The organism is Arthrobacter sp. DNA4 (assembly GCF_024362385.1).
Lineage (GTDB): Bacteria > Actinomycetota > Actinomycetes > Actinomycetales > Micrococcaceae > Arthrobacter.
In genome coordinates, this window is sequence record NZ_CP101466.1 from 1,247,735 (window position 1) to 1,267,398 (window position 19,664).

Below are 19,664 nucleotides of genomic sequence, written 5' to 3' on the forward strand. Positions count from 1 at the left end.
GGACGAATATCTTCAGAACTTACGGTTCATCTCTCATTCGCGGCTCCTGTTTTCCCGGTTGACGGTATCCGGGTACACGGCTGGCAGCGTCCACGTCCGGCAGCCAGCAGAAATCGCACCATGCCCTCAGCGGGGCGGCGGGTTTTGGTTTCTACCAATTTTACGGCGGGGCAGGGCAAAAAGCGCCGCACGCCGGGGCACTTGATTGGTGATCAGTGCCGCCCTGGAGCCTGTCGTTCGCGGGTCCGGCACGCCCGGCGTGACACCATGGAACACGATGAAACTGCGCGCTGATCAGACCGGAGACCGTGGCCTACCCATGCCGTTATGGCTGCAGGGTGCCCTTGAAGCGGCGCAGGCGGCCATCATTTCGGCCCTGGTGGTCGTGGCGCCCATCGTCGCTGTCTGGGCCACTGCGGGATTCCAAAACGGGCAGTTCGAAGTCCTGGCCCGCCTGGCCGGGCAGTCCTGGCTCCTGGTCCACGGGGTGCCGCTGGAACTTGCCGGCACAGGACCCGGGACTGCCACCCACGGCGGGTCCGGCATCCTGAGCCTGATTCCCCTGGGCCTGACCCTCATCCCGTTCCTCCTGGCCTGGCGCGCCGGCCGGCGGCTGGCCCGCGCCTCCTATACGGACCAGCTGTGGCAAGCGCTGCTGGGCTCGTGGGCAGTGTATGCAGCGTTCGGCGCTGCCACCGGGTTCGTCTGCCGCAGCACCGACGTCGGCATCAACCTCTGGTTCGCCATGCTGGTTCCCCTGGTCCCGTTCGGGCTGGGAATGGTGATTGGCGCACGGAGGGAGGCCGGGTCCTGGAGCCGGCTGATCGGCGTTGACGCCGTGGACTGGATCTCGCGCACCAGCCAGCACTCACGCTGGGCCGGATCGTACTTCGCATCCGCGGCCAAAGCAGGGTCCGTCGCCGTGCTGTCCGCCCTCACCCTGGCCGCAGTGCTGCTGGCGGCAGACCTGTTCATCCACTGGAACCTGGTGGTTTCCGTTTATGAAGCGCTCGACGCCGGCCCGGTGGGAGGTGCCGCCCTCACCATCGCGCAGCTCGGCTTCCTGCCCAACCTTGTGGTGTTCGCCCTCGCCTGGACGTCCGGCGCCGGATTTGCCATGGGGGCAGGCTCCCAGGCCGGGGCGCTGGGCACCGCCGTCGGGCCGCTTCCGTCCATACCGGTCCTGGCTGGCATCCCGTCGGGGTCCCTGGACTACGCCTTCGTGGCCCTGGTTGTTCCGGTGCTGGCAGGTGTCATGGCGGGATGGTGGTTCCTGCGGGAGGGCGAAAACCACTTCGACGAATGGCTCGCCATCAAGGTCCACGCCCGCTGGTTCACCGCCGCCGTCTCCACGCTGGTGCTCGGCGTGCTCGTGGGGGTGGCGGCGGGCCTGCTGACTGCCTCCCTGGCCTGGATCGCCAGGGGGTCAGCCGGCCTTGGCCGCTTGACGGCCATTGGGCCCGACCCCCTGTGGACCGGCCTGTGGGTCGCTGCCGAGGTAGGCATCGGCGTCGTTGTCGGTTACGCTGCCGGACCGTGGCTGGAGCGGGAGAAGACCGGGGCAGCGGAACACGATGCGGAGCTGGTCCACTAGGACCAGGCCGCGGCTAGCGGACCTTGGCGGGCAGGACGTCCTGGAACTGCGCCATGCACGCATGGGTCGCCCGGTCCGTCAGCGCCCGGCCCAGGCACGCCTGGTACTCGCGCACTTGGTCAAACAGGACCATGGTGGTGACGATCAGCAGCACCATGACGGCGGCCACCACCAGCCCTGAAATGGTGCCCAGGAGAACCAGCCTTGATTCCTTAAGGCGGATTGACCGGACCAGCAGGACTATCCCCAGGACCAGGCCCGCGGCGGTCAGCACGGTTGCCAGCCACAGGTAGCCGACGTCCAACTGGTACACGAAGAACGATCCGAAGACCGAGACCACGAACATCCGGAACAGGGTGCGGGTCTTGGCAAGGGAAGCTTTCGCCGCCTCGCTGAGCGGGGGCCTGACCTGCTGCTGCCCGCTCCGGCCCGGTTCGCTGTTCATGTTTTCCAGCGTACGCGAGCCTGCACCTAAGCTGGACCAATGCGTATCGTCGTCCTCGTTTCCGGAACCGGGTCCAATCTCCAGGCAGTTATCGACGCCGTCAAGGCGGGGGACCTCGACGTGGACATCGCAGCGGTGGGCGCGGACCGCGAGGGAACCTACGGCGTCGAGCGCTCCGCTGCCGCCGGGATCCCCACCTTCGTAGTGGACTTCAAGGCTTACCCGGACCGCGCAGACTGGAACGCAGCGCTGACCCGGGCTGTGGCCGCCTACAAGCCGGACGTGGTGGTGTCATCCGGGTTCATGCGGATCGTCAGCCCGGAGTTCATCGACGCTTTCCAGGGCAAATACCTCAACACGCACCCGGCCCTTCTCCCGGCCTTCCCCGGTGCGCACGGCGTGCGCGATGCCATGGCATACGGCGTGAAGGTCACCGGCTGCACCGTGCACTGGGCAGACGCCGGCGTGGACACTGGCCCCATCATTGCCCAGGAAGCCGTGGCCATCGAGGACACCGACACCGAGGAAACCCTGCACGAGCGCATCAAGGTGGTTGAGCGCCGGCTGCTGGTCTCCACCCTGGCCGCCTTGGCCGCCGACCCCGCGTACTCCGCCGCCTAGGGCGGGTTTACTGCAGGCGCGCCTGCCGGGTTTCCGGGGAGAAGAACGCCATCCACAGCACGGAGGCCAGCACCAGGGCACCGGCCAGGGCGAAGGATGTGGCCAGCCCGAATTCCGGCCAGAAGTAGTTGGCAAAGATCAACGGCCCAAAACCGGCACCGAGACGCGAGAATGTGGACGCCCAGCCGAACCCGGTGCCGCGCAGTTCGGTGGGATAAAGCTCAGAGACATACGCATAGAGCACCGGAATGGCCACCTGCACCACGAACCCGAACACCAGCAGCCAGAACACCGCGGCCGTGGGGATGTCCACCACGAACGCCACGATCACCAGGGTCAGTGCGGACAGCGGACCGGTGATGGCAAGGATCCATTTACGCCCCACCCGCTCCACCAGGAGCGCCGCCACCACCACGCCCAGGAAGCCGACGGCGGCCATGGACGCCGTGGTGACGAACGCCTTGTATTCGGCGAACCCGGCGCCGATAAGGATCCTCGGCATCCACGTCAGGGACAGGTAGTAGACCAGCAGGATGCTGAAGAACAGGGCCCAGGCGGCAGCCGTGATCTTCCAGTTGAACTGCCACACCGAGCGCAGCTGGGTCCAGGCGCTGCCGGCGGAAAGCCGTGGAACGTCCCGGGCATCGGGAAGGCTGTAGGCGCGGGGTTCCGCCCCGGTGGCTTCCACCAGCCCGTCGATGATTGTGGCGGCCTCCTCCCGCCGGCCCTTCCTGATCAGGAACAGCGGCGACTCCGGCACGCTCCGCCGGATCCAGAAGACCAGCAGGGCGGGAAGCACCATCACCAGCATGGTCAGGCGCCAGTCGCCGTAGAGGGCCACCAGTCCGGCGGAGACGAACCCTGCCAGGGCTGCGCCGATGGGCCACCAGCCGTCCATGGCTGTCAGCACCTTGCCGCGCTGCTTCCGGGGGGTGAACTCACCCACCAGGGCGTAATCCACGGGAATGCAGCCACCCAGGCCAAACCCGGCCATGAACCGGAAGACGCAGAACCAGATGAAGTCGGGGGCGAACGCGCCCAGGACGGTAAACACCGAGAACAGCAGCAGGGTGGCGGTGAAGGCCTTCTTGCGGCCCACGGTGTCCGCAATCGTTCCCCAGATGAAGGCACCCAGGGCCATGCCGATCAGGTTCGCAGTACCCACCCAGGCGGCCTCTCCGGCGGAGAGCGACCAGTGCTTGGAGAGCAATGGAATCAGGATGCCGTTCAGGGTCACATCCCAGGCGTCGAACATGAAGCCGAGGCCCCCGATCAGGAAGATCCTGCCCTGGACTTTCCATCGCCAGGGAAGTTCCTGGACCACCTGTTCGCCGCTGGGCACAGTGGTGTAAGTGTTCATCGCCGCCTCCTGTTCAAAACTCTAGCCCGCGCCCACGGCGTTCACACTCCGGCCGACACACCGGCCAACCGCGCCTTCGCGATAAACTGGCCCTATCCCCACCAACCGCGGCCCTGTTCCGCGAGATAAGACGGAGACATTTGTGAGCTTCACGCAGCATGAGCGCGTATCCATTGACCGTGTACCCATCCGCCGGGCCCTGATCTCGGTTTACGACAAAACCGGTCTGGAGGAGCTCGCAACGGGCCTGCACGCCGCGGGCGTAAAGCTCGTCTCCACCGGTTCCACGGCCAAGAAGATCGCCGCCGCGGGCATTCCCGTGCAGGAGGTTGAGGAAGTCACCGGTTCGCCCGAGATGCTGGACGGCCGCGTCAAGACGCTGCACCCGCGCGTCCACGGCGGAATCCTGGCGGACCGCCGCGTCCCGGCCCACATGGAAACCCTCGCCAGCATGGACATCGAAGCCTTCGACCTGGTGGTGGTGAACCTCTACCCGTTCGTGGATACGGTCAAGTCCGGTGCCGCGCAGGATGACGTCGTGGAGCAGATCGACATCGGAGGCCCCGCCATGGTGCGCTCGGCCGCGAAGAACCACGCCGCCGTCGCCATCGTGGTGGATCCGTCCTTCTACGGCCAGGTGGTGGAGGCTGCCGCCGCCGGCGGCTTCGACCTGAAGACGCGCCGCCGCCTCGCCGCCAAGGCATTCGCCCACACCGCCGCCTACGACAACGCGGTGGCCACCTGGACCGCCAGCCAGTTCCTGGACGAGGACGGCGACGGCGTCATCGACTGGCCCGCCTACGCCGGCCTGTCCCTGGAGCGTTCCGAGGTCCTGCGCTACGGCGAGAACCCGCACCAGCAGGCTGCCCTGTACGTGGACAAGGCTGCGCCGATGGGCATCGCCCAGGCGGACCAGCTGCACGGCAAGGCCATGAGCTACAACAACTTCGTTGACGCCGACGCCGCCCTGCGCGCCGCCTACGACTTCGCTGAGCCCGCCGTCGCCATTATCAAGCACGCCAACCCGTGCGGTGTGGCCGTCGGGTCCGCCGACGCCGCGGACCCCATTGCCGATGCCCACGCCAAGGCCCACGCCTGCGATCCGGTCTCCGCGTACGGTGGCGTCATCGCCGCGAACCGCACCGTTACCGCCGGCATGGCGAACACCGTCAAGGACATCTTCACCGAGGTGGTCATCGCCCCCGGCTTCGAGCCCGAGGCAGTGGAGATCCTCTCCAAGAAGAAGAACATCCGCCTGCTCGCCCTGCCCGAGGGCTACGGCCGCTACCCCACGGAGTTCCGCCAGGTCTCCGGCGGCATGCTGGTCCAGGTCAGCGACAAGGTGGACGCCGACGGCGACAACCCCGCCAACTGGACCCTCGCCGCCGGTGAAGCCGCGGACGGGAAGACCCTCGCGGACCTTGCCTTCGCCTGGACCGCCTGCCGGGCCGCGAAGTCCAACGCCATCCTCCTCGCAGAGAACGGCGCCGCTGTGGGCATCGGCATGGGCCAGGTCAACCGCCTGGACTCCTGCCGCCTGGCCGTGGAACGGGCCAACACCCTGGGCGTCACGGTGGAGTCCGACGTCGAAGGTGCCGGCGGCGCTTCCAACGCGGACGCGAGCGGCGCACCAGAGCGTGCCCGCGGTGCCGTGGCCGCCTCTGACGCGTTCTTCCCGTTCGCCGACGGGCTGCAGATCCTGATCGACGCCGGCGTCCGCGCCGTGGTGCAGCCGGGCGGTTCCGTCCGGGATGAGGAAGTCATAGCGGCAGCGAACGCCGCCGGCATCACGATGTACTTCACCGGAGCCCGCCACTTCTTCCACTGATCCCCACCGCCGCCCTCACCTCGCTGCGCTCGGCCTGGGAACCCGGGCGGCGTGGGCCCGGATAAACGAAACGGCGCCCGTCCCCTTCGCAGGGGACGGGCGCCGTCGTCGTTGGGCTGGTTCAGTCCTTCTCCTCTTGGCGGGGACCGGGCTCCGGGAGCTGAATCTCCCGGGGCTTCGCCGCCGCCATCCGCTCCTCTGTCCAGTACTCGAGGACTTCCTCGGGGGACTGGTTCAGGTCCACGTGGCTGACGGGATCCTCCTTCGGATCAGGTGCCTTAGGACTTTGCTGCACTGTTGAAGGTCGCTTGGATGACTTTGCCCCAGTACGGGCCGTACATCACAGCTGAGCCGTTGTAGCCATAGCTGTTGATGGAGTTCTGTACGCCGTCTGAGCCGATGCCGATGAACCACGGTCCGCCCGATGAACCGCCCGTCATGTCGCACGGGATGCCCTGGGTACCGAAGTGGGGGTTGTTGGGGTCATCCGTGGCCGTACCGGTGCAGCTGAACAGGGACGTGCCGTTGAACGGCGAGGCCTGTGGGTAGCCGTACGACGTGTAGGTCAGGCCCCGTGCCTGGTTGAAGGCAGTGCCAGAGCCGCCGACAACGTCGGTGAGTCGGTCACCGTTGCTGTCCTTATTCACGACGGCGAAGCCGGTGTCATAGGTCATGTCGCCGTTGGAGGCCCACTGGGTGGGGGCGTACAGGGCCCTGGCGGTCCATTTGCCGTAGGGTGCCGCGCCGTTGTCGTAGGCGGGCACGAAGACGAAGTTGGTGGCGTACGCGCCCGGGCCCTCGTTCACGCAGTGACCGGCGGTAGCCACGGTGCTGCCGTTGGTCGAGGCGACGGCGTTGCCCGAGCACACATAGTTGGTGCCGCCCATGGTGAAGAAGACTTTGCCGATGTGGGAGACGGGATCCTCGCTCTGGGCAATGGTGGGCTTGCCCTTGGTCCCCTTGGTGGAGGAAGGCTTGCCCTTCTCGACAAGGGCGGCGCTGGAGCGGTTGCCGCGGCCCAGCGCCTTGCTTACCAGGGCGTCACCTGAAACGGCGCTCTGCATACGCTCCGGGGTCCAGTAGTCCGCTGCGCCGTCTGCATTGAGCGTGACGCCGGCCACGGACGGTGCCTCATGTCCATCCGACGGTGCCGGCGCGGCTGAGGCCCCGCCCGCCGAGGTGAGTGCCAGCACGGCGGCAGCCGAGAAAGTCAGGAGGCCGGAAGCCAGAGACCTGGTGCGTGTCATTGTTGTCCTGTCTGAACGGGGTTTGGCCCTGGATCGGGAGTGACTTAGCGAATTTATCGCCACGGGACAAGTTTGTACACAGTAGTGAGATATCAAATACCGGCTTAGGACCCTTTCCCTGCCCCGGCTGTCTTCTGGTTGACGACGGTGGCCCCGGCACCCGGGCGTGTCCCGCCGTCGGCCGTTCTCTATCGCTGTAATCCTGCTCACCGCCGGGGTAACGCTGGGACTCCGGTACGGTTCAACGCCATGTCCTCGGGTAAGTTGTACATGGTGAAATAGACCGAATTTTTCACAATCAAGCCGACCCACAGGGAGACGCCCGCGCATGTCCAAGATTATCTACACCCACACCGACGAAGCGCCGATGCTGGCTACCTATTCGTTCCTGCCCATCATCGAGGCGTTCGCTTCGACTGCAGGTGTGGAGGTGGAGACCCGCGACATTTCGCTCGCCGTCCGCATCATTGCTGTGTTCGGTGACTACCTCACCCCGGAGCAGCAGATCGGTGACGCCCTTGCTGAACTCGGTGAGCTGGCGAAGACGCCGGAAGCCAACATCATCAAGCTGCCCAACATCAGCGCCTCCATCCCGCAGCTGAAGGCGGCCATCGCCGAGCTGCAGGGGCAGGGCTACGCCCTGCCGGATTACCCGGACAACCCCTCCTCCGACGAGGAAACCGCCGTCCGCTCGCGCTACGACAAGATCAAGGGATCCGCCGTGAACCCGGTCCTGCGTGAAGGCAACTCGGACCGCCGCGCCCCGCTGTCCGTCAAGAACTACGCACGCCAGAACCCCCACTCCATGGGCGCCTGGACCGCTGACTCCAAGACCAACGTGGCCACCATGGGCCAGGACGACTTCCGCTCCAACGAGAAGTCCGTGGTCATCGAGTCAGACGGCACGATCGCCATCCAGCTGGTCCGCGAGGACGGCTCCGTGAAGGTCCTGAAGAAGGCATTCCCCGTCCTGGTAAGCGAGGTCATCGACGGCACCGTGATGCGCGCCGCCGCCCTGGACGAGTTCCTGAAGGCCCAGGTTGCCCGTGCCAAGGAAGAAGGTGTGCTGTTCTCCGCGCACCTGAAGGCCACCATGATGAAGGTCTCGGACCCCATCATCTTCGGCCACGTGGTCAAGGCCTACTTCTCGGAACTGTTCCAGACCTACGGCAAGCAGCTCTCCGCCGCCGGCATCAGCCCCAACAACGGCCTTGCCGCCATCCTCAGCAGCCTCGAGGACCTGCCGGAAGACGTCCGCGACGGCGTGCAGAACCTGATCAAGAAAGGACTGGAAGACGGCCCCGCCCTGGCCATGGTGGATTCTGACAAGGGCATCACCACCCTGAACGTCCCCAGCGACGTCATCGTGGACGCCTCCATGCCCGCCATGATCCGCAGCTCGGGCCACATGTGGGGCCCGGACGGCAAGGAAGCGGACACCCTGGCGGTCCTGCCGGACAGCTCCTACGCCGGCATCTACCAAGTGGTCATCGATGACTGCCGCGCCAACGGCGCCTACGACCCCACCACCATGGGCACCGTGCCCAACGTCGGTCTCATGGCACAGGCGGCTGAGGAATACGGCAGCCACGACAAGACGTTCGAGATCCAGGAAGCCGGCAAGGTGCAGATCGTTGACGGCTCCGGCAACGTCCTGATCGAGCACGAGGTCTCCGAGGGCGACATCTGGCGCGCCTGCCAGACCAAGGACGCCCCCATCCGCGACTGGGTCAAGCTGGCCGTCACCCGCGCCCGCGCCTCCCAGACCCCTGCCGTGTTCTGGCTGGACGAGGAACGCGCCCACGACGCCAACCTGATCGCCAAGGTCAACGAGTACCTGAAGGACCACGACACGGAGGGCCTGGACATCCAGATCATGGCCCCGGTCAAGGCCACTGCCTTCACCCTGGAACGCATCCGCAAGGGCCAGGACACCATCTCCGTCACGGGCAACGTGCTCCGCGACTACCTGACGGACCTGTTCCCCATCCTGGAACTGGGCACCAGCGCCAAGATGCTCTCCGTGGTCCCGCTGATGAACGGCGGCGGACTCTTCGAGACCGGCGCCGGCGGCTCGGCCCCGAAGCACGTCCAGCAACTGCTCAAGGAAAACCACCTCCGCTGGGACAGCCTGGGTGAATTCCTGGCCCTGGCCGTGAGCTTCGAGCACCTGGCCACCACCACGGGCAACGCCCGCGCCCAGGTCCTGGCCGACACCCTGGACCGCGCCACCGGAACGTTCCTGCTGGAGAACAAGTCCCCGAGCCGCCGCGCCGGTGAGCTCGACAACCGTGGCAGCCACTACTTCCTGGCCCGCTACTGGGCCGAGGAACTGGCCAAGCAGACCAACGACGCCGACCTGGCCGCCGCGTTCAGCTCGGTCGCCAAGGAGCTTTCCTCCCAGGAGGAAACGATCGTGGGCGAGCTGGCCGAGGTCCAGGGCTCACCTGTGGACATCGGGGGCTACTACCGACCGGACGACGCCAAGGCTTCGTCCGTGATGCGTCCTTCCGCCACCCTGAACAAGGTCATCGCCAGCCTGGCCTAATACCGGCTGGTAAGGCAGAGAGAAGCGGTGCCCCGGTTTCCACCGGAGCACCGCTTCTTTTGCTTGGTCGCCTTGGCGGGCGCGGGTTCAGTTCTTGCCTTTGCCCTTGTCGCCGTTGTTCTTTCCGCCGTCCGTTCCGTTGCCGGCGGTGTTGCCCTGTGCCGGTGCCTGTGCCGGTGCCGGTGCCACCTCGGGAGCTGGCTGCGGCGCAGGTGCGGGGGAGGGGTCCTGTGCTGCCTGGCCGTCGGCAACGCGGGCGTCTTCTGCAGCCTTCGCGGCCGCCGCCTGCGCGGCAACCGCTTCAGTGAGGTCTGCCCGGACGGCGGTGGCCACCGTGGTGATGCTGCGGCGGCGCTCTTCGGAGACCTGGCCCTCTGCCTGGGCAGCTGAAAGGTCCGCTTCCAGACCCTCCAGTGCCTTCAGCGCGGCTGCCGGATCGTTTTGGGATGAAGCCTGGGTGACCTCAAGGACCCGTGCCTGGAGCTGTGTTGCCGCTTGGCGCTGCAGTCCGCTCCCGGGGGCGGCGCAGGCGTTGAGGACGGTGGCAGCCAGCAGGGCCGCGGTGCAGGCCAGCAACAGCCGGCCCGGCACACCCTGCCGCAGGCTCACGGCGCCACGCTCTTTTGAAGTTCCTGGAGGTGGTCGCCCAGGACGCCCGTCACCGTGGGGTAAGGGACGACGTCGGCGGGCCGGGCGGTGATGCTCATCAGCACCGCGGCAGCGGCTGCGGCGATCACCAGGGCAGCGAGCACTACGGCCAGCCAGATCCGCTGGTTCCTTGACAGGCGGGGCTTGCCGGAGGCCTTGGCCGGGGAGGGGGCGGCTGCCGTCCCGGAACCGGATTGCCGGACAGGATCAGATTCAGGCACAGGATCAGATGCGGTTGCAGGAGCCTGGGCCGACGGATCGTCAGAGGACCCGGAAGCCATGGCCCCGGTGGCCTCAGCTGCCTCCCGGACTTCATCCACTGATTCTTCGGCAGTGATGGTCGGAGGGTGGAAGGGCATGGTAAGCAGTACCCGCGTGGTCTCCGGCGCCAGTTCTCCGGGCGTTGAGGCCGGGGAAACCAACGCCTGGCGGAGGGCGGTCTCTATGTCGGCGGCCGATGGCCGCTCCAGCGGCTCGATGGTGGTCATGGAACGGATGAGGTCGGCCCATTCGGAGGGGACGTCGTCGGGAATTTCCGGGGCGCGGTGGAGCCGGGCAACCGCGGATTCCACGGCGCTGCCGGGGTATTCCACGGTGCCCTTGATGCATTCCAGCAGCACCAGCCCGAAGGAGTAGATGTCCGTGGCTGACGACAGCGGCTTTCCCAGGGCCTGTTCCGGGCTGAGGTAGGCGGCGGTGCCCACCATGGTGCCCGTGGCCGTGAGCCGCGTAGAATCGACAATCCTGGCGATGCCGAAGTCCGTGAGCTTGGGCCGCAGTGGCTCGCCTGGCCGGATCTGGACCAGGAGGATGTTGCCCGGTTTGATGTCGCGGTGGATGATGCCCAGGCCGTGCACATAGGCCAGCGCGTCGGCGATGCCTGCGCCGATGACGCTCAGCTCTTCAAGGGGTACCCTGCTGTGCCGGATACGGGCACGCAGGTCCTGGCCCTCCACGAGCTCCATGGTCAGGAAAGGCCGGGGCTCATCCGGAATGCGGTCATCGATACCGGCGTCGAAGAGGGTTACCAGGCCGGGGTGGTTGAGTGTGGCGAGGAGCTGGATTTCCGCTTCCTGGCGCTTGAGTTCCTCCGCGTCCGGGGCCTGCGGGGCGAAGAGCTTCAACGCCACATCGCGGCCCAGGTTTTCGTCCCGCGCACAGTACACCGATGACATTCCGCCGCGGCCAATGACATCACCCAACCGGTAGCGACCGCCGACAACTTCATTCTTGATGGAGCTAGGCGATTCCGCCACCATGACCGTTCCTCCCGGTGCGCTGCGGCACTGTCGTACCTCAAATTATACGGGCGGTGAGGTGGAACCGGCGATTGACCGGGGTCTTTCCCGTGGCGGCAGGCCGACGGCCCGGCGGTGAAAGCGTCTACCTCCACCGCCGGACCATTGGCTACAAGGACATGTGTGCTGATGACATGTTTTGTATCGTTGCTTCGTTTCCGGGCTGGTGTCCTCCTTCCGTCAGCCCGCTGAGCGCTGCCGCTTCAGGCGCCTCGCTGCGGGCGTTTCCTGTTGCGGGTGAAGTTAGGACACCTTGCGCTTGCGGAGCGCCAGGAGTCCGGCGGCCAGGAGCAGCAGGGCGAGGGGGACCAGTGATCCGTCCCAACCGGTGTTGGCGAGGCCGGTGTGGGCACCGCCTCCGTTGGCAAGGGCAGCATTGCCGCCGGCCGGGGTGCCGCGGGGTACCGTCACGGTGGCGATTGCCCCGCCCACCGCAGTTGAGCCGTCCGGTGCTGCCGTGAAGCCCTCTGCTCCCGTATCACCGGTGCCCCCGCTGGAGTCACCGTCCGTGGTGCCATTACCAGCGCCGTTGTCGCCACTGGTGTCCGAGCCCGGGGTGCTGGTGCCGGGATCCATTGTTCCGGGATCAACTGCTCCCGGATCAAGGGTGCCGGTGTCGCCCGTGGTTCCGTCGCCCGGGGTGGAGCCGGGACCTGATGTTCCCGGCGTGCCCGTGGTGTTGTCGCCGCCGAGCCCGATGCCGAGGTCAACGCCAAGATCGACAACAGCATCCAGGCCGCTGCCGTCTGCAGTCCCGGCGCCCACAGCAGCACCAAGGTCTGCGGCTGCATCGATGGCTCCTGCCGTGTCACCGTTAGTGACAGCCCCGAGGGTGATGTCGAGGGCTGCGTCCACCGTGCTGCCGGCTCCGGTGGCGTCACCATCTGTGAGGCCGCCCAGCCCCAGGCCTACGGCTGCATCGACCACGAGGTCTGCCGTGGTGCCGTCCGTAGTACCAGTGCCGGCGGTGGCGGGGTCGGTGATGGTCACAGTCCCGAGGCCGAGGTTGACGTCTGCCGCGGCTGCCAGGTCGGTGGTGCCTGTTGTAGCCCCGGTGCCGGGGGTTGCAGGATCAGTAGTCGCCACAGTGCCGAGTCCGAGGTTGACGTCTGCTGCCGCTGCCAGGTCGGTGGTGCCGGTGGTGACGGGATCGGTGGCTGTCACTGTCCCGAGTCCGAGGTCCACGGTGGCGCCGACGGCGAGGTTCGCCGTGGTGCCGTCCGTCACTCCGCTGCCGCTGGTTGCAGGATCAGTAGTCGCCACGGTGCCGAGTCCGAGGTTGACGTCTGCTGCCGCTGCCAGGTCGGTGGTGCCGGTGGTGGCGGGATCGGTGGCTGTCACTGTCCCGAGTCCGAGGTCCACGGTGGCGCTGACGGCGAGGTTCGCCGTGGTGCCGTCCGTCACTCCGCTGCCGCTGGTTGCAGGATCAGTAGTCGCCACAGTCCCCAGCCCCAGGTTGACGTCCACTGCGGCGGCGACACCTGTTGATCCGGACGGCGTTGGGTCACCCAGCAGGCCCAACGATGTCGAGTCAGCGGGTGCCGCCGCCGAGATGAGGGCGGAGGCGGAAAGGTCCGTCCCCCTGGTGGTGTCCGCCGCGTTGGCGGTGGCGCAGCCGAAGGCCAGGAGGCCGCCGGCAAAGAGGGTGCTCAGCAGCCCTCTGCGAAGAGTGCAGTTCATGGTGTTTACTCCTGAAATAGTTGAGTGTCCGGGCGCTGGACAGCTGCCCGTAAAGCCGCGTGCTGCCCTCGGGAGGGCAGAGGGCCTCAACTAGTCAGGGGAAGAACCGGGGTCGAATGACACCGGCGCAGGGGCATGCTCGGGGGACCGGTCGGCGCGAACACTCCCGGCCCGGTCAAAGTCAAAGTAGAAGGGGTTGAACCACGCGGCGGCAGGGGATGTGCCGCCCGATGATCCTCCGCTGCCCGTGCCGGACGCCGGGGCTGCGGGAGCCTGGGCAGGCAGGGGCAAGGGGTCCGGCAGGGGCTGCTCTGCAACAGAGCCAGCCGTCGCGGATACCTCGAACTGCGGCGCCGCCGTATGGGCCAGGATGCCCGCGCCCGAGGGTTCCATGCTCGTACCGTTGTGGGCTGCGGGTGAGGCGGATGACGACTCAACAGCCTGGTCAGATTCCGGGGCCGTGACCATGCCATCCGGCGCATCTTCCACGGCTGCGGGCTGATCCTGGGCGGGAGCAGGGACTGCTTCGGTGGGGACATCCACTTGCACGGCATCCAAAGGCGGGACGGGCAACGGGGCAGCGCCGGTCAAAAGATCTGAAACCGGTTGGAGCACCGGCTCAAGGACCGGAACCGTCTCGGCTGCAGGGGCTGCAACTTCCTGGGCCACACCGGCAGCCACGGTATCGGCCAACTCAACAAGGGGAGCCGAGACCTCGGAAACAGTTCCGGCCGGAACCAGCTGGTCCACCACGGGAACGGCGGCAATAAGGTCGTCTGCGAGGCCGGCAACCGGCGTTACGACAGGCTGCAGCAGCCCGGGGGATTCGGCGGGTCCAGTCGTGGAGGCGGCAGGAACGGGTGAAACCGTAGCCGCAAGATCATGGCTCAGGGACGACACCGAACTGGTAACGCCACCGAGCAGTGAAGTGGAATCGGTCCCGGCATCGGCAGTTGCAGCCGTAGATGAAAGGGTTAACCAGGTGGCCGCGGCCGCTCCTGCCAGGAGCACCGGGCGCAGGGCATGCCATGGAGAACTACTACGAGCCATGCGTACCACCCCCCAGTGACCGGCGCAATCGATGCTTTCTAAATGCTAAGACTGCTTATCGCATGAAGTCCAGCATTCACTCAAGGGAATTTACAAATGCCGGTAACGGACGCAGAAACTGTCAATGGCAGAACCGGGCCGTCACGGTGACTTTACGTTCGGGCAAGAGCTGCCCGCCGCCGTCGTACGCCGCCTTTGAGGATCCTGCTGGTGGCTGTCGTTGGGGTAGGTCACTCCGAGTTGGGCGCGCACACCGTCGAAGAGGCGCATGGTGTTCAGGGTGTCCTCAAGCGGCATGACCGGACTCTCGGTCAGCCCCTGCTGGACACACCTCATCACCTCGCGCAGCTCGTAGGCGTAGCCCTTTCCCACGACGTCGAAGGTCTCCGTCCGGCGATCCTCCCACCCCTTGGCGATGACGAGTTCGCGGGGGTTGTTGATGGAACCAACGCTTTGCAGGAAGCCCAGGCTGCTTACCACCGTGGCAGTGCGGGGTCCGTGGGCCAACAGGGAGGAGGTGAGCTGGACCTGGGCGGCGTGGCCGTAACCAAGGCTCAGGGCGTTCTGCGCATCGACGCCGTCGTCGTTGACGAAGCCTGTGGCGCTCACGGTCTGCGGGAAGCCGAGCGTGCCGAGCGCCCATAGGAGCGGGTAGACGGACAGATCCAGCAGTGCGCCCCCGCCGTCCTTCCGGGCCCACAGCCTCGCGGTGGGAGAGTACGGTGCCGGGAAGCCAAGGTCAGCGGTCACCCAATGGATGTCGCCCAGCTCTCCGGAAGCAGCGATTTCGAAGGCACGCTGCATCGAGGGCAGGAACCGGCTCCAGACCGCCTCCATGAGGAAAAGCTTCCGGCTGCGCGCCACCTCGATGAGCTCCGCCGCTTCCCGGGCGTTGATGGTGAAAGCCTTCTCGCACAGCACGTGCTTGCCGGCGTTGAGGGCGGCGAGAACCATCTCGTGGTGCTGCGCGTGCGGCGTCGCGACGTACACAACATCCACGGCGTCATCGGCGAGCAGCCGCTGGTAGCCGGGCACCCCGCCGTCGTCCCCGTACGCCTTGGAAAAGTCATACGCCACGGCAAACGCGTCCGCGCTGTCCTGCGCCCTGGAACTGACCGCGTACAGTTCGGCATCATCAAGCAGCGCGAGATCCTGGGAGACGGCGCGGGCAATGCTGCCCGTGGCGATGATTCCCCAGCGCAGGGGAGCCCCGGTGGCGGACCGGGGATCCTGGTTGGGCTGGGTGGAAAGCCACGGCTTTGCGATCGGAGCAGTCATAGCTGCAATCCTGTCACAGGGCCGCCGGACGGCCCCGGAATTCCGCACTTTGTGCGGTGGCGGGCAGCGGGAAGAGGCCGACGGCGGGAGGATACGTTGGGCGTTCCCCGCCGGCCCTGCCGGGCCAGGTTTCTCCGGGTCAGGCCGTGGCGACGACGGCGCTCCGTCCCCGGACCGGCTCTTCCGTCAGCTTGCCCTGCTGCAGGCGGAACCGGCGGTCGGTCTTGTTCGCCAGGACCTTGTCGTGGGTGACCACCAGGATGGTGGTGTTGTGGTCGCGGCTCAGTGAGCTGAGGAGCTCGATGATGTGGTCGCCGGTCTGCTCATCCAGGTTGCCGGTCGGCTCGTCGGCCAGGATCAGCTTCGGCTCGTTGGCCAGGGCACGGGCAATGGCCACGCGCTGCTGCTCGCCGCCGGAGAGCCTGTTGATCCGCCGGTCGTGCTTGGACGGATCAAGCTGGACCTGTTCCAGTAAGTCCTTGGCGCGCTGCAGCCGGGCGGCCCTGCGGACCCCGGCGAACTCCATGGGCAGCATGACGTTGTCCAGGGCGGACAGGTTGGGGATCAGGTTGAACTGCTGGAACACGAAGCCGATGTCCCGGCGTCGGTATTCCGTCAGCTTGGTGTCCGGCAGGCTTGCCAGGCTGACGCCGTCCACCACGACGTCCCCGCTGGTGGGTTTGTCCAGCGCGCCCAGCAGGGACAGCAGGGTGCTCTTGCCGCTGCCGCTCTTGCCCACGATGGAGGCCAGGGTGCCCTGCTCCAGGACAAAGCTGACGTCGTTGACCGGCTTGATGGTGCGGTCACCGGACTTGAAGGTGCGGACGAGGTTCTTGACTTCAATCATGGCTATTCTCCTCGCAGGACTTCGATGGGACGGATGCGCGCGGTGAGCAGCGCGGGGACCAGGGCGCCGATGATGGCGACGCCGAACACGGCGGCGATGCCACCGGCGATGACGCCGGGTGATGCGCTCGCGGTGACCGAGTTCAGCAGTTGGGTGGCGCCACCGAAGGGGCCGCCCTGGAAGCCGCCTGCCCCGCCGGGCCCGCGGCCCGTGGTGGCAGTGGTTCTGGTGGTGTTGCTGCTGATCAGGGCGGACGCGATGCCGCCGCTGGCGAAGGATGCGATGGCTGCGCCCACTGCGCTGCCCAGGGCCGCCAGGACCAGGGCTTCGAGGACGAACTGCAGGCCGATGGTGCGGTTGGGTGCGCCGATGGCCTTCAGGACGCCGATTTCGCGGCGGCGCTCGCGGACCAGCATCACCATGATGAGCAGGATGATCAGTCCGGCGGTTCCGAGGGCGGCAATGAAGGCGATGAAGGAGATGTTCTTGACGCTGTCCAGGGAGCTGACCGCGGTCTGCAGGTTCTGCCCCTGGGTGACGTCGGCCTTGCCGGTGCCCAGGGCGGCCTGCAGGGCCGTCTTGGCGGAGGCGACGTTGTCCATCGAGTTGACGGTGACGATCATGCTGGACAGTTCACCCGGTGTCCCGGCGAGCGTCTGGGCGGTGGGGAGCGTGACGTAGACGGCGTTGTTCCCGAAGGCAGTGCCGGCGTCGAACAGTCCCGTCACCGTGTAGGTCTGGTCGTTGATGGTGAAGGTGGACCCAACGGTGAGGCTGTTTTTCTCCGCCAGCGTGGTGCCCAGCAGTGCTCCGGTGGAGGCTGCCGAGTAGTCACCCAGCCCGGTGCCCTGCGTAATGTTCAGCGCCTTGCCCGTGGTGTCCACTTCAGCGCCGATGCCGGTGGCTGTGATCGGCAGGGACCGGGCCGGCTGCTGTGTGGTTCCGGTGGACCCGGTGGTTCCGTTGGCCTGCTGGTTGCGGTTGCCCAGGGTGCCTGCATCCACTGCCGCGGTGAGGCTTGTGGTCAGGGTGGCCGCGGCCTGGCCGCCGGGGCCCGCCTGCCCGGTTTGGCCGCCCGGTGCGGTTTGTCCAGCCTGCGCCGTCTGTGCCGCGGCAGCAGCCGTGTTCCGCAGCCGCAGTGATGAGGTCCCGACGACGGCACTGACGTTGGGGACGCCGGCGGCGGTGGCTGCCTGGTCGGCTGTGAGCGGCTCGCCGCCGCCTTCGAAGCCTTGGCAGGGTTGACGGTCAGGACGGTGCCGACGGAGGCGTTAAGCTCCTGCACTTTCGCCCCGACTGCCTGGTTCGCCACCAGCATGGCCAGTGCCAGGCCAATGGCGACGGCCAGCACCGCAACAACAGCTGCGGTGCGGACCTTGTTTCTGAAGGCATTGCCTACGCTTCGGGCAAGGACGCTCACGTTACTCCTATGGCTCAGGTGCCGGCGCGGGAGGCCGGCTTCGCATCAACCCTCGCCGGGCATGCTGTGCAGGAATCCGGCCAAAGCTGTGTGTGTGCTGTGAAGTACTATTGACAGCTTTGTCACAGGAGTACTACTTATTAAGGGTCTCCTCAGAAAGCGTTTTCTGACTGGAGGCGTAAACCCATCCGATGCACCACGTACCAAGGCATGTGGTCTATTTGGCATGCCGGAAACCAGGCCAATGACGTCCCTGAAAAAGCTTCGACCCTCCTCAACCATGCAGCGGTCCCTACCGCGCGTCGCTTCGATCTCCACTTCCGTCGCCTGTGCGCTGGCCTTCGGAATTTCCATGGCAGCTCCCGCCCCGGCTACGCCCGCTCCAGGCGGCGGCGGCATCATCCGTGCCGATGATGGGGCACCAACTGGCTGGGCCGCCGTCGGAAGCGGTACCAAGGGCGGCGCCGGCGCACCTGCCGCAAACATCTATGAGGTGGGCACACTTGCCGGGCTGAGAACTGCACTCGCCAACCATGGCGAGCCAACAGCGCCGAAGGTGGTTTACGTCAGTGGCACCATCGACGGAAACCAGGCCCCGGACGGCCGCATCCTCGGAGAGCAGGACTACGCGTCCGGATACGACATCACCAAGTACATGTCCTGCTTCGGGCCGGAGGGCAAGGCGTGGAGCGACCAGACCTTCGATTACTGCAAAAAGCAGCGCCAGCTTCGCCAGACGGGCAGCAACAACATGAAGCGGCAGATCGAGGTCAGCATCCCAAGCAACACCACCCTTGTTGGGGTGGATGGCGGCGCTGGCTTCGTGGGTGCCAACATCGTGATCCTCAACTCCTCGAACGTGGTGATTCGAAACCTCAGCATTGAAGCGCCCGTGGATTTCTTCACCACATGGTCTCCCGACGACGGTGACGGTGCCTGGAATGCGCGCTTTGATGCTGTCTCTTCGGTGACCTCCGACCACGTTTGGATAGACCACGTCCAATTATCCGACGGCAGGTTCCCCGATATTGAGGCGCCCATGGGCTTCCGTGGGAAGCCTGCGAACCGACACGATGGACTGCTGGATCTTAAGGACGGCACCAATTTCGTCACTGTTTCCAACAGCAGGTTGTCGAACCACGACAAGACCATGCTCCTGGGCTCGGGCGATGAGCATGTGGATAAGGACGGCGGGAAGCTTCGTGTCACGTACATTGGGAACCTTTTCGAGAACATCCAGCAGCGCGGTCCGCGCGTACGCTTCGGCCAGGTCCACGTGGTCAACAACTACTTCGTTGGCAGCACGGATCATCCCGAGTACCCCATGATCAGTGAAGGGCAAGGCGGGCACAGCTACTTCCTCGGCGCCGGATATGAATCACGAATCTATTCCGAGCGGAATGCGTTCGAGTACACCGGGCCCGGAGCTGACCAAAGCGTCATGGTCAGCAGCTACAACGGCAACCGCTTCAGCGATACTGGGTCCTGGTTCAATGGCTCGGAAGCCGACCTGAACGCCGTAGCCCGTGCATCTTTTGAGCAGCACCGCGCGGAGGCTCTTACTGAAGCAGAAGCGACAGGAATTCCCGCCGCCGACTGGACCGGCTGGGACTTCACCACAGATGTTGGCTGGGACCCCAATGACGCATATAGCTACAAGGCATTCACAACACGGGAAGCCGTCCGGAACCACGCCCTGCAGTTCACGGGACCGGGGGTGCTGAGCGTCAAGCGATAAGCACACGCAGGAATGCCCGGCCCCACCGAGGGACCGGGCATTCCGGTTGCCGGGCGTACCGG

The 19,664-nt window shown here is 66.3% G+C and carries 15 protein-coding genes and 1 pseudogene; 5 read left to right on the forward strand and 11 right to left on the reverse strand.

What is annotated here, in order from left to right; genetic code table 11:
* Positions 1–277 precede the first annotated feature (277 nt).
* Positions 278–1,594: a DUF6350 family protein gene (locus NMQ03_RS05875; RefSeq protein WP_255174810.1), complete on the forward strand. Its 1,317-nt coding sequence runs from the start codon at positions 278–280 to the stop codon at positions 1,592–1,594.
* A 13-nt stretch (positions 1,595–1,607) separates the two neighbouring features.
* Here NMQ03_RS05875 and NMQ03_RS05880 read toward each other — a convergent pair whose 3' ends face one another.
* The gene (locus tag NMQ03_RS05880) at positions 1,608–2,039 is read right to left on the reverse strand and encodes a hypothetical protein (RefSeq protein ID WP_255174811.1); all 432 of its coding nucleotides are present in this window, start codon (positions 2,037–2,039) and stop codon (positions 1,608–1,610) included.
* 39 nt (positions 2,040–2,078) lie between these two features.
* Here NMQ03_RS05880 and purN point away from each other — a divergent pair, with 39 nt between their 5' ends.
* The gene (gene purN / locus NMQ03_RS05885; RefSeq protein ID WP_255174812.1) at positions 2,079–2,660 is read left to right on the forward strand and encodes a phosphoribosylglycinamide formyltransferase; all 582 of its coding nucleotides are present in this window, start codon (positions 2,079–2,081) and stop codon (positions 2,658–2,660) included.
* Between the two features lie 7 nt (positions 2,661–2,667).
* Here the strand turns inward: purN and NMQ03_RS05890 are convergent, their stop codons facing one another.
* On the reverse strand, positions 2,668–4,020 hold the full coding sequence (locus NMQ03_RS05890; RefSeq protein WP_255174813.1) for an MFS transporter: 1,353 nt from the start codon (positions 4,018–4,020) through the stop codon (positions 2,668–2,670).
* 142 nt (positions 4,021–4,162) lie between these two features.
* Between NMQ03_RS05890 and purH the strand changes: the two genes are divergently transcribed.
* Positions 4,163–5,848 (forward strand): bifunctional phosphoribosylaminoimidazolecarboxamide formyltransferase/IMP cyclohydrolase, encoded by a 1,686-nt coding sequence (gene purH / locus NMQ03_RS05895; protein WP_255174814.1) that lies wholly within the window; start codon positions 4,163–4,165, stop codon positions 5,846–5,848.
* A 121-nt stretch (positions 5,849–5,969) separates the two neighbouring features.
* Here purH and NMQ03_RS05900 read toward each other — a convergent pair whose 3' ends face one another.
* Both NMQ03_RS05900 and NMQ03_RS05905 read right to left on the reverse strand, forming a co-directional pair.
* Positions 5,970–6,143 carry a hypothetical protein gene (locus NMQ03_RS05900; protein ID WP_255174815.1) on the reverse strand — a complete coding sequence of 58 codons (174 nt, stop codon included), beginning with the start codon at positions 6,141–6,143 and terminating at the stop codon, positions 5,970–5,972.
* The gene (locus NMQ03_RS05905; protein ID WP_255174816.1) at positions 6,127–7,095 is read right to left on the reverse strand and encodes a serine protease; all 969 of its coding nucleotides are present in this window, start codon (positions 7,093–7,095) and stop codon (positions 6,127–6,129) included. Before NMQ03_RS05905 ends, NMQ03_RS05900 begins: the two co-directional genes overlap by 17 nt.
* Positions 7,096–7,423: 328 nt before the next feature.
* Between NMQ03_RS05905 and NMQ03_RS05910 the strand changes: the two genes are divergently transcribed.
* Complete coding sequence (locus NMQ03_RS05910) at positions 7,424–9,643, forward strand: NADP-dependent isocitrate dehydrogenase (protein ID WP_255174817.1); 2,220 nt, start codon at positions 7,424–7,426, stop codon at positions 9,641–9,643.
* Positions 9,644–9,730: 87 nt separating this feature from the next.
* Here the strand turns inward: NMQ03_RS05910 and NMQ03_RS05915 are convergent, their stop codons facing one another.
* The 7 genes and pseudogenes from NMQ03_RS05915 to NMQ03_RS05945 form a co-directional block, all read right to left on the reverse strand.
* The gene (locus NMQ03_RS05915) at positions 9,731–10,252 is read right to left on the reverse strand and encodes a hypothetical protein (protein ID WP_255174818.1); all 522 of its coding nucleotides are present in this window, start codon (positions 10,250–10,252) and stop codon (positions 9,731–9,733) included.
* Positions 10,249–11,550, reverse strand: coding sequence for a serine/threonine-protein kinase (locus tag NMQ03_RS05920; RefSeq protein WP_255174819.1), 1,302 nt, complete (start codon positions 11,548–11,550; stop codon positions 10,249–10,251). Before NMQ03_RS05920 ends, NMQ03_RS05915 begins: the two co-directional genes overlap by 4 nt.
* 282 nt (positions 11,551–11,832) lie before the next feature.
* Complete coding sequence (locus tag NMQ03_RS05925) at positions 11,833–13,269, reverse strand: hypothetical protein (protein ID WP_255174820.1); 1,437 nt, start codon at positions 13,267–13,269, stop codon at positions 11,833–11,835.
* 90 nt (positions 13,270–13,359) lie between these two features.
* On the reverse strand, positions 13,360–14,319 hold the full coding sequence (locus tag NMQ03_RS05930) for a hypothetical protein (RefSeq protein WP_255174821.1): 960 nt from the start codon (positions 14,317–14,319) through the stop codon (positions 13,360–13,362).
* A gap of 141 nt (positions 14,320–14,460) precedes the next feature.
* The gene (locus tag NMQ03_RS05935) at positions 14,461–15,597 is read right to left on the reverse strand and encodes a Gfo/Idh/MocA family protein (RefSeq protein WP_255174822.1); all 1,137 of its coding nucleotides are present in this window, start codon (positions 15,595–15,597) and stop codon (positions 14,461–14,463) included.
* A 139-nt stretch (positions 15,598–15,736) separates the two neighbouring features.
* The gene (locus NMQ03_RS05940; protein ID WP_255174823.1) at positions 15,737–16,444 is read right to left on the reverse strand and encodes an ABC transporter ATP-binding protein; all 708 of its coding nucleotides are present in this window, start codon (positions 16,442–16,444) and stop codon (positions 15,737–15,739) included.
* Between the two features lie 2 nt (positions 16,445–16,446).
* Positions 16,447–17,864: pseudogene (locus NMQ03_RS05945) on the reverse strand (ABC transporter permease).
* A gap of 352 nt (positions 17,865–18,216) precedes the next feature.
* On the opposite strand from NMQ03_RS05945, the gene NMQ03_RS05950 reads away from it, so the two are divergent.
* Positions 18,217–19,602 (forward strand): polysaccharide lyase family 1 protein, encoded by a 1,386-nt coding sequence (locus NMQ03_RS05950; RefSeq protein ID WP_255174824.1) that lies wholly within the window; start codon positions 18,217–18,219, stop codon positions 19,600–19,602.
* Positions 19,603–19,664: the final 62 nt, after the last annotated feature.

What these genes read in the sequence shown, in the direction of transcription:
- NMQ03_RS05920 (WP_255174819.1), bottom strand. Translation starts at nt 11,550, where the DNA reads ATGGTGGCGGAATCGCCTAGCTCCATCAAGAATGAAGTTGTCGGCGGT.
- NMQ03_RS05950 (WP_255174824.1), top strand. Translation starts at nt 18,217, where the DNA reads ATGGCAGCTCCCGCCCCGGCTACGCCCGCTCCAGGCGGCGGCGGCATC.
- NMQ03_RS05940 (WP_255174823.1), bottom strand. Translation starts at nt 16,444, where the DNA reads ATGATTGAAGTCAAGAACCTCGTCCGCACCTTCAAGTCCGGTGACCGC.
- NMQ03_RS05905 (WP_255174816.1), bottom strand. Translation starts at nt 7,095, where the DNA reads ATGACACGCACCAGGTCTCTGGCTTCCGGCCTCCTGACTTTCTCGGCT.
- NMQ03_RS05935 (WP_255174822.1), bottom strand. Translation starts at nt 15,597, where the DNA reads ATGACTGCTCCGATCGCAAAGCCGTGGCTTTCCACCCAGCCCAACCAG.
- NMQ03_RS05910 (WP_255174817.1), top strand. Translation starts at nt 7,424, where the DNA reads ATGTCCAAGATTATCTACACCCACACCGACGAAGCGCCGATGCTGGCT.
- NMQ03_RS05925 (WP_255174820.1), bottom strand. Translation starts at nt 13,269, where the DNA reads ATGAACTGCACTCTTCGCAGAGGGCTGCTGAGCACCCTCTTTGCCGGC.
- NMQ03_RS05875 (WP_255174810.1), top strand. Translation starts at nt 278, where the DNA reads ATGAAACTGCGCGCTGATCAGACCGGAGACCGTGGCCTACCCATGCCG.
- purN (WP_255174812.1), top strand. Translation starts at nt 2,079, where the DNA reads ATGCGTATCGTCGTCCTCGTTTCCGGAACCGGGTCCAATCTCCAGGCA.
- NMQ03_RS05890 (WP_255174813.1), bottom strand. Translation starts at nt 4,020, where the DNA reads ATGAACACTTACACCACTGTGCCCAGCGGCGAACAGGTGGTCCAGGAA.
- NMQ03_RS05930 (WP_255174821.1), bottom strand. Translation starts at nt 14,319, where the DNA reads ATGGCTCGTAGTAGTTCTCCATGGCATGCCCTGCGCCCGGTGCTCCTG.
- NMQ03_RS05880 (WP_255174811.1), bottom strand. Translation starts at nt 2,039, where the DNA reads ATGAACAGCGAACCGGGCCGGAGCGGGCAGCAGCAGGTCAGGCCCCCG.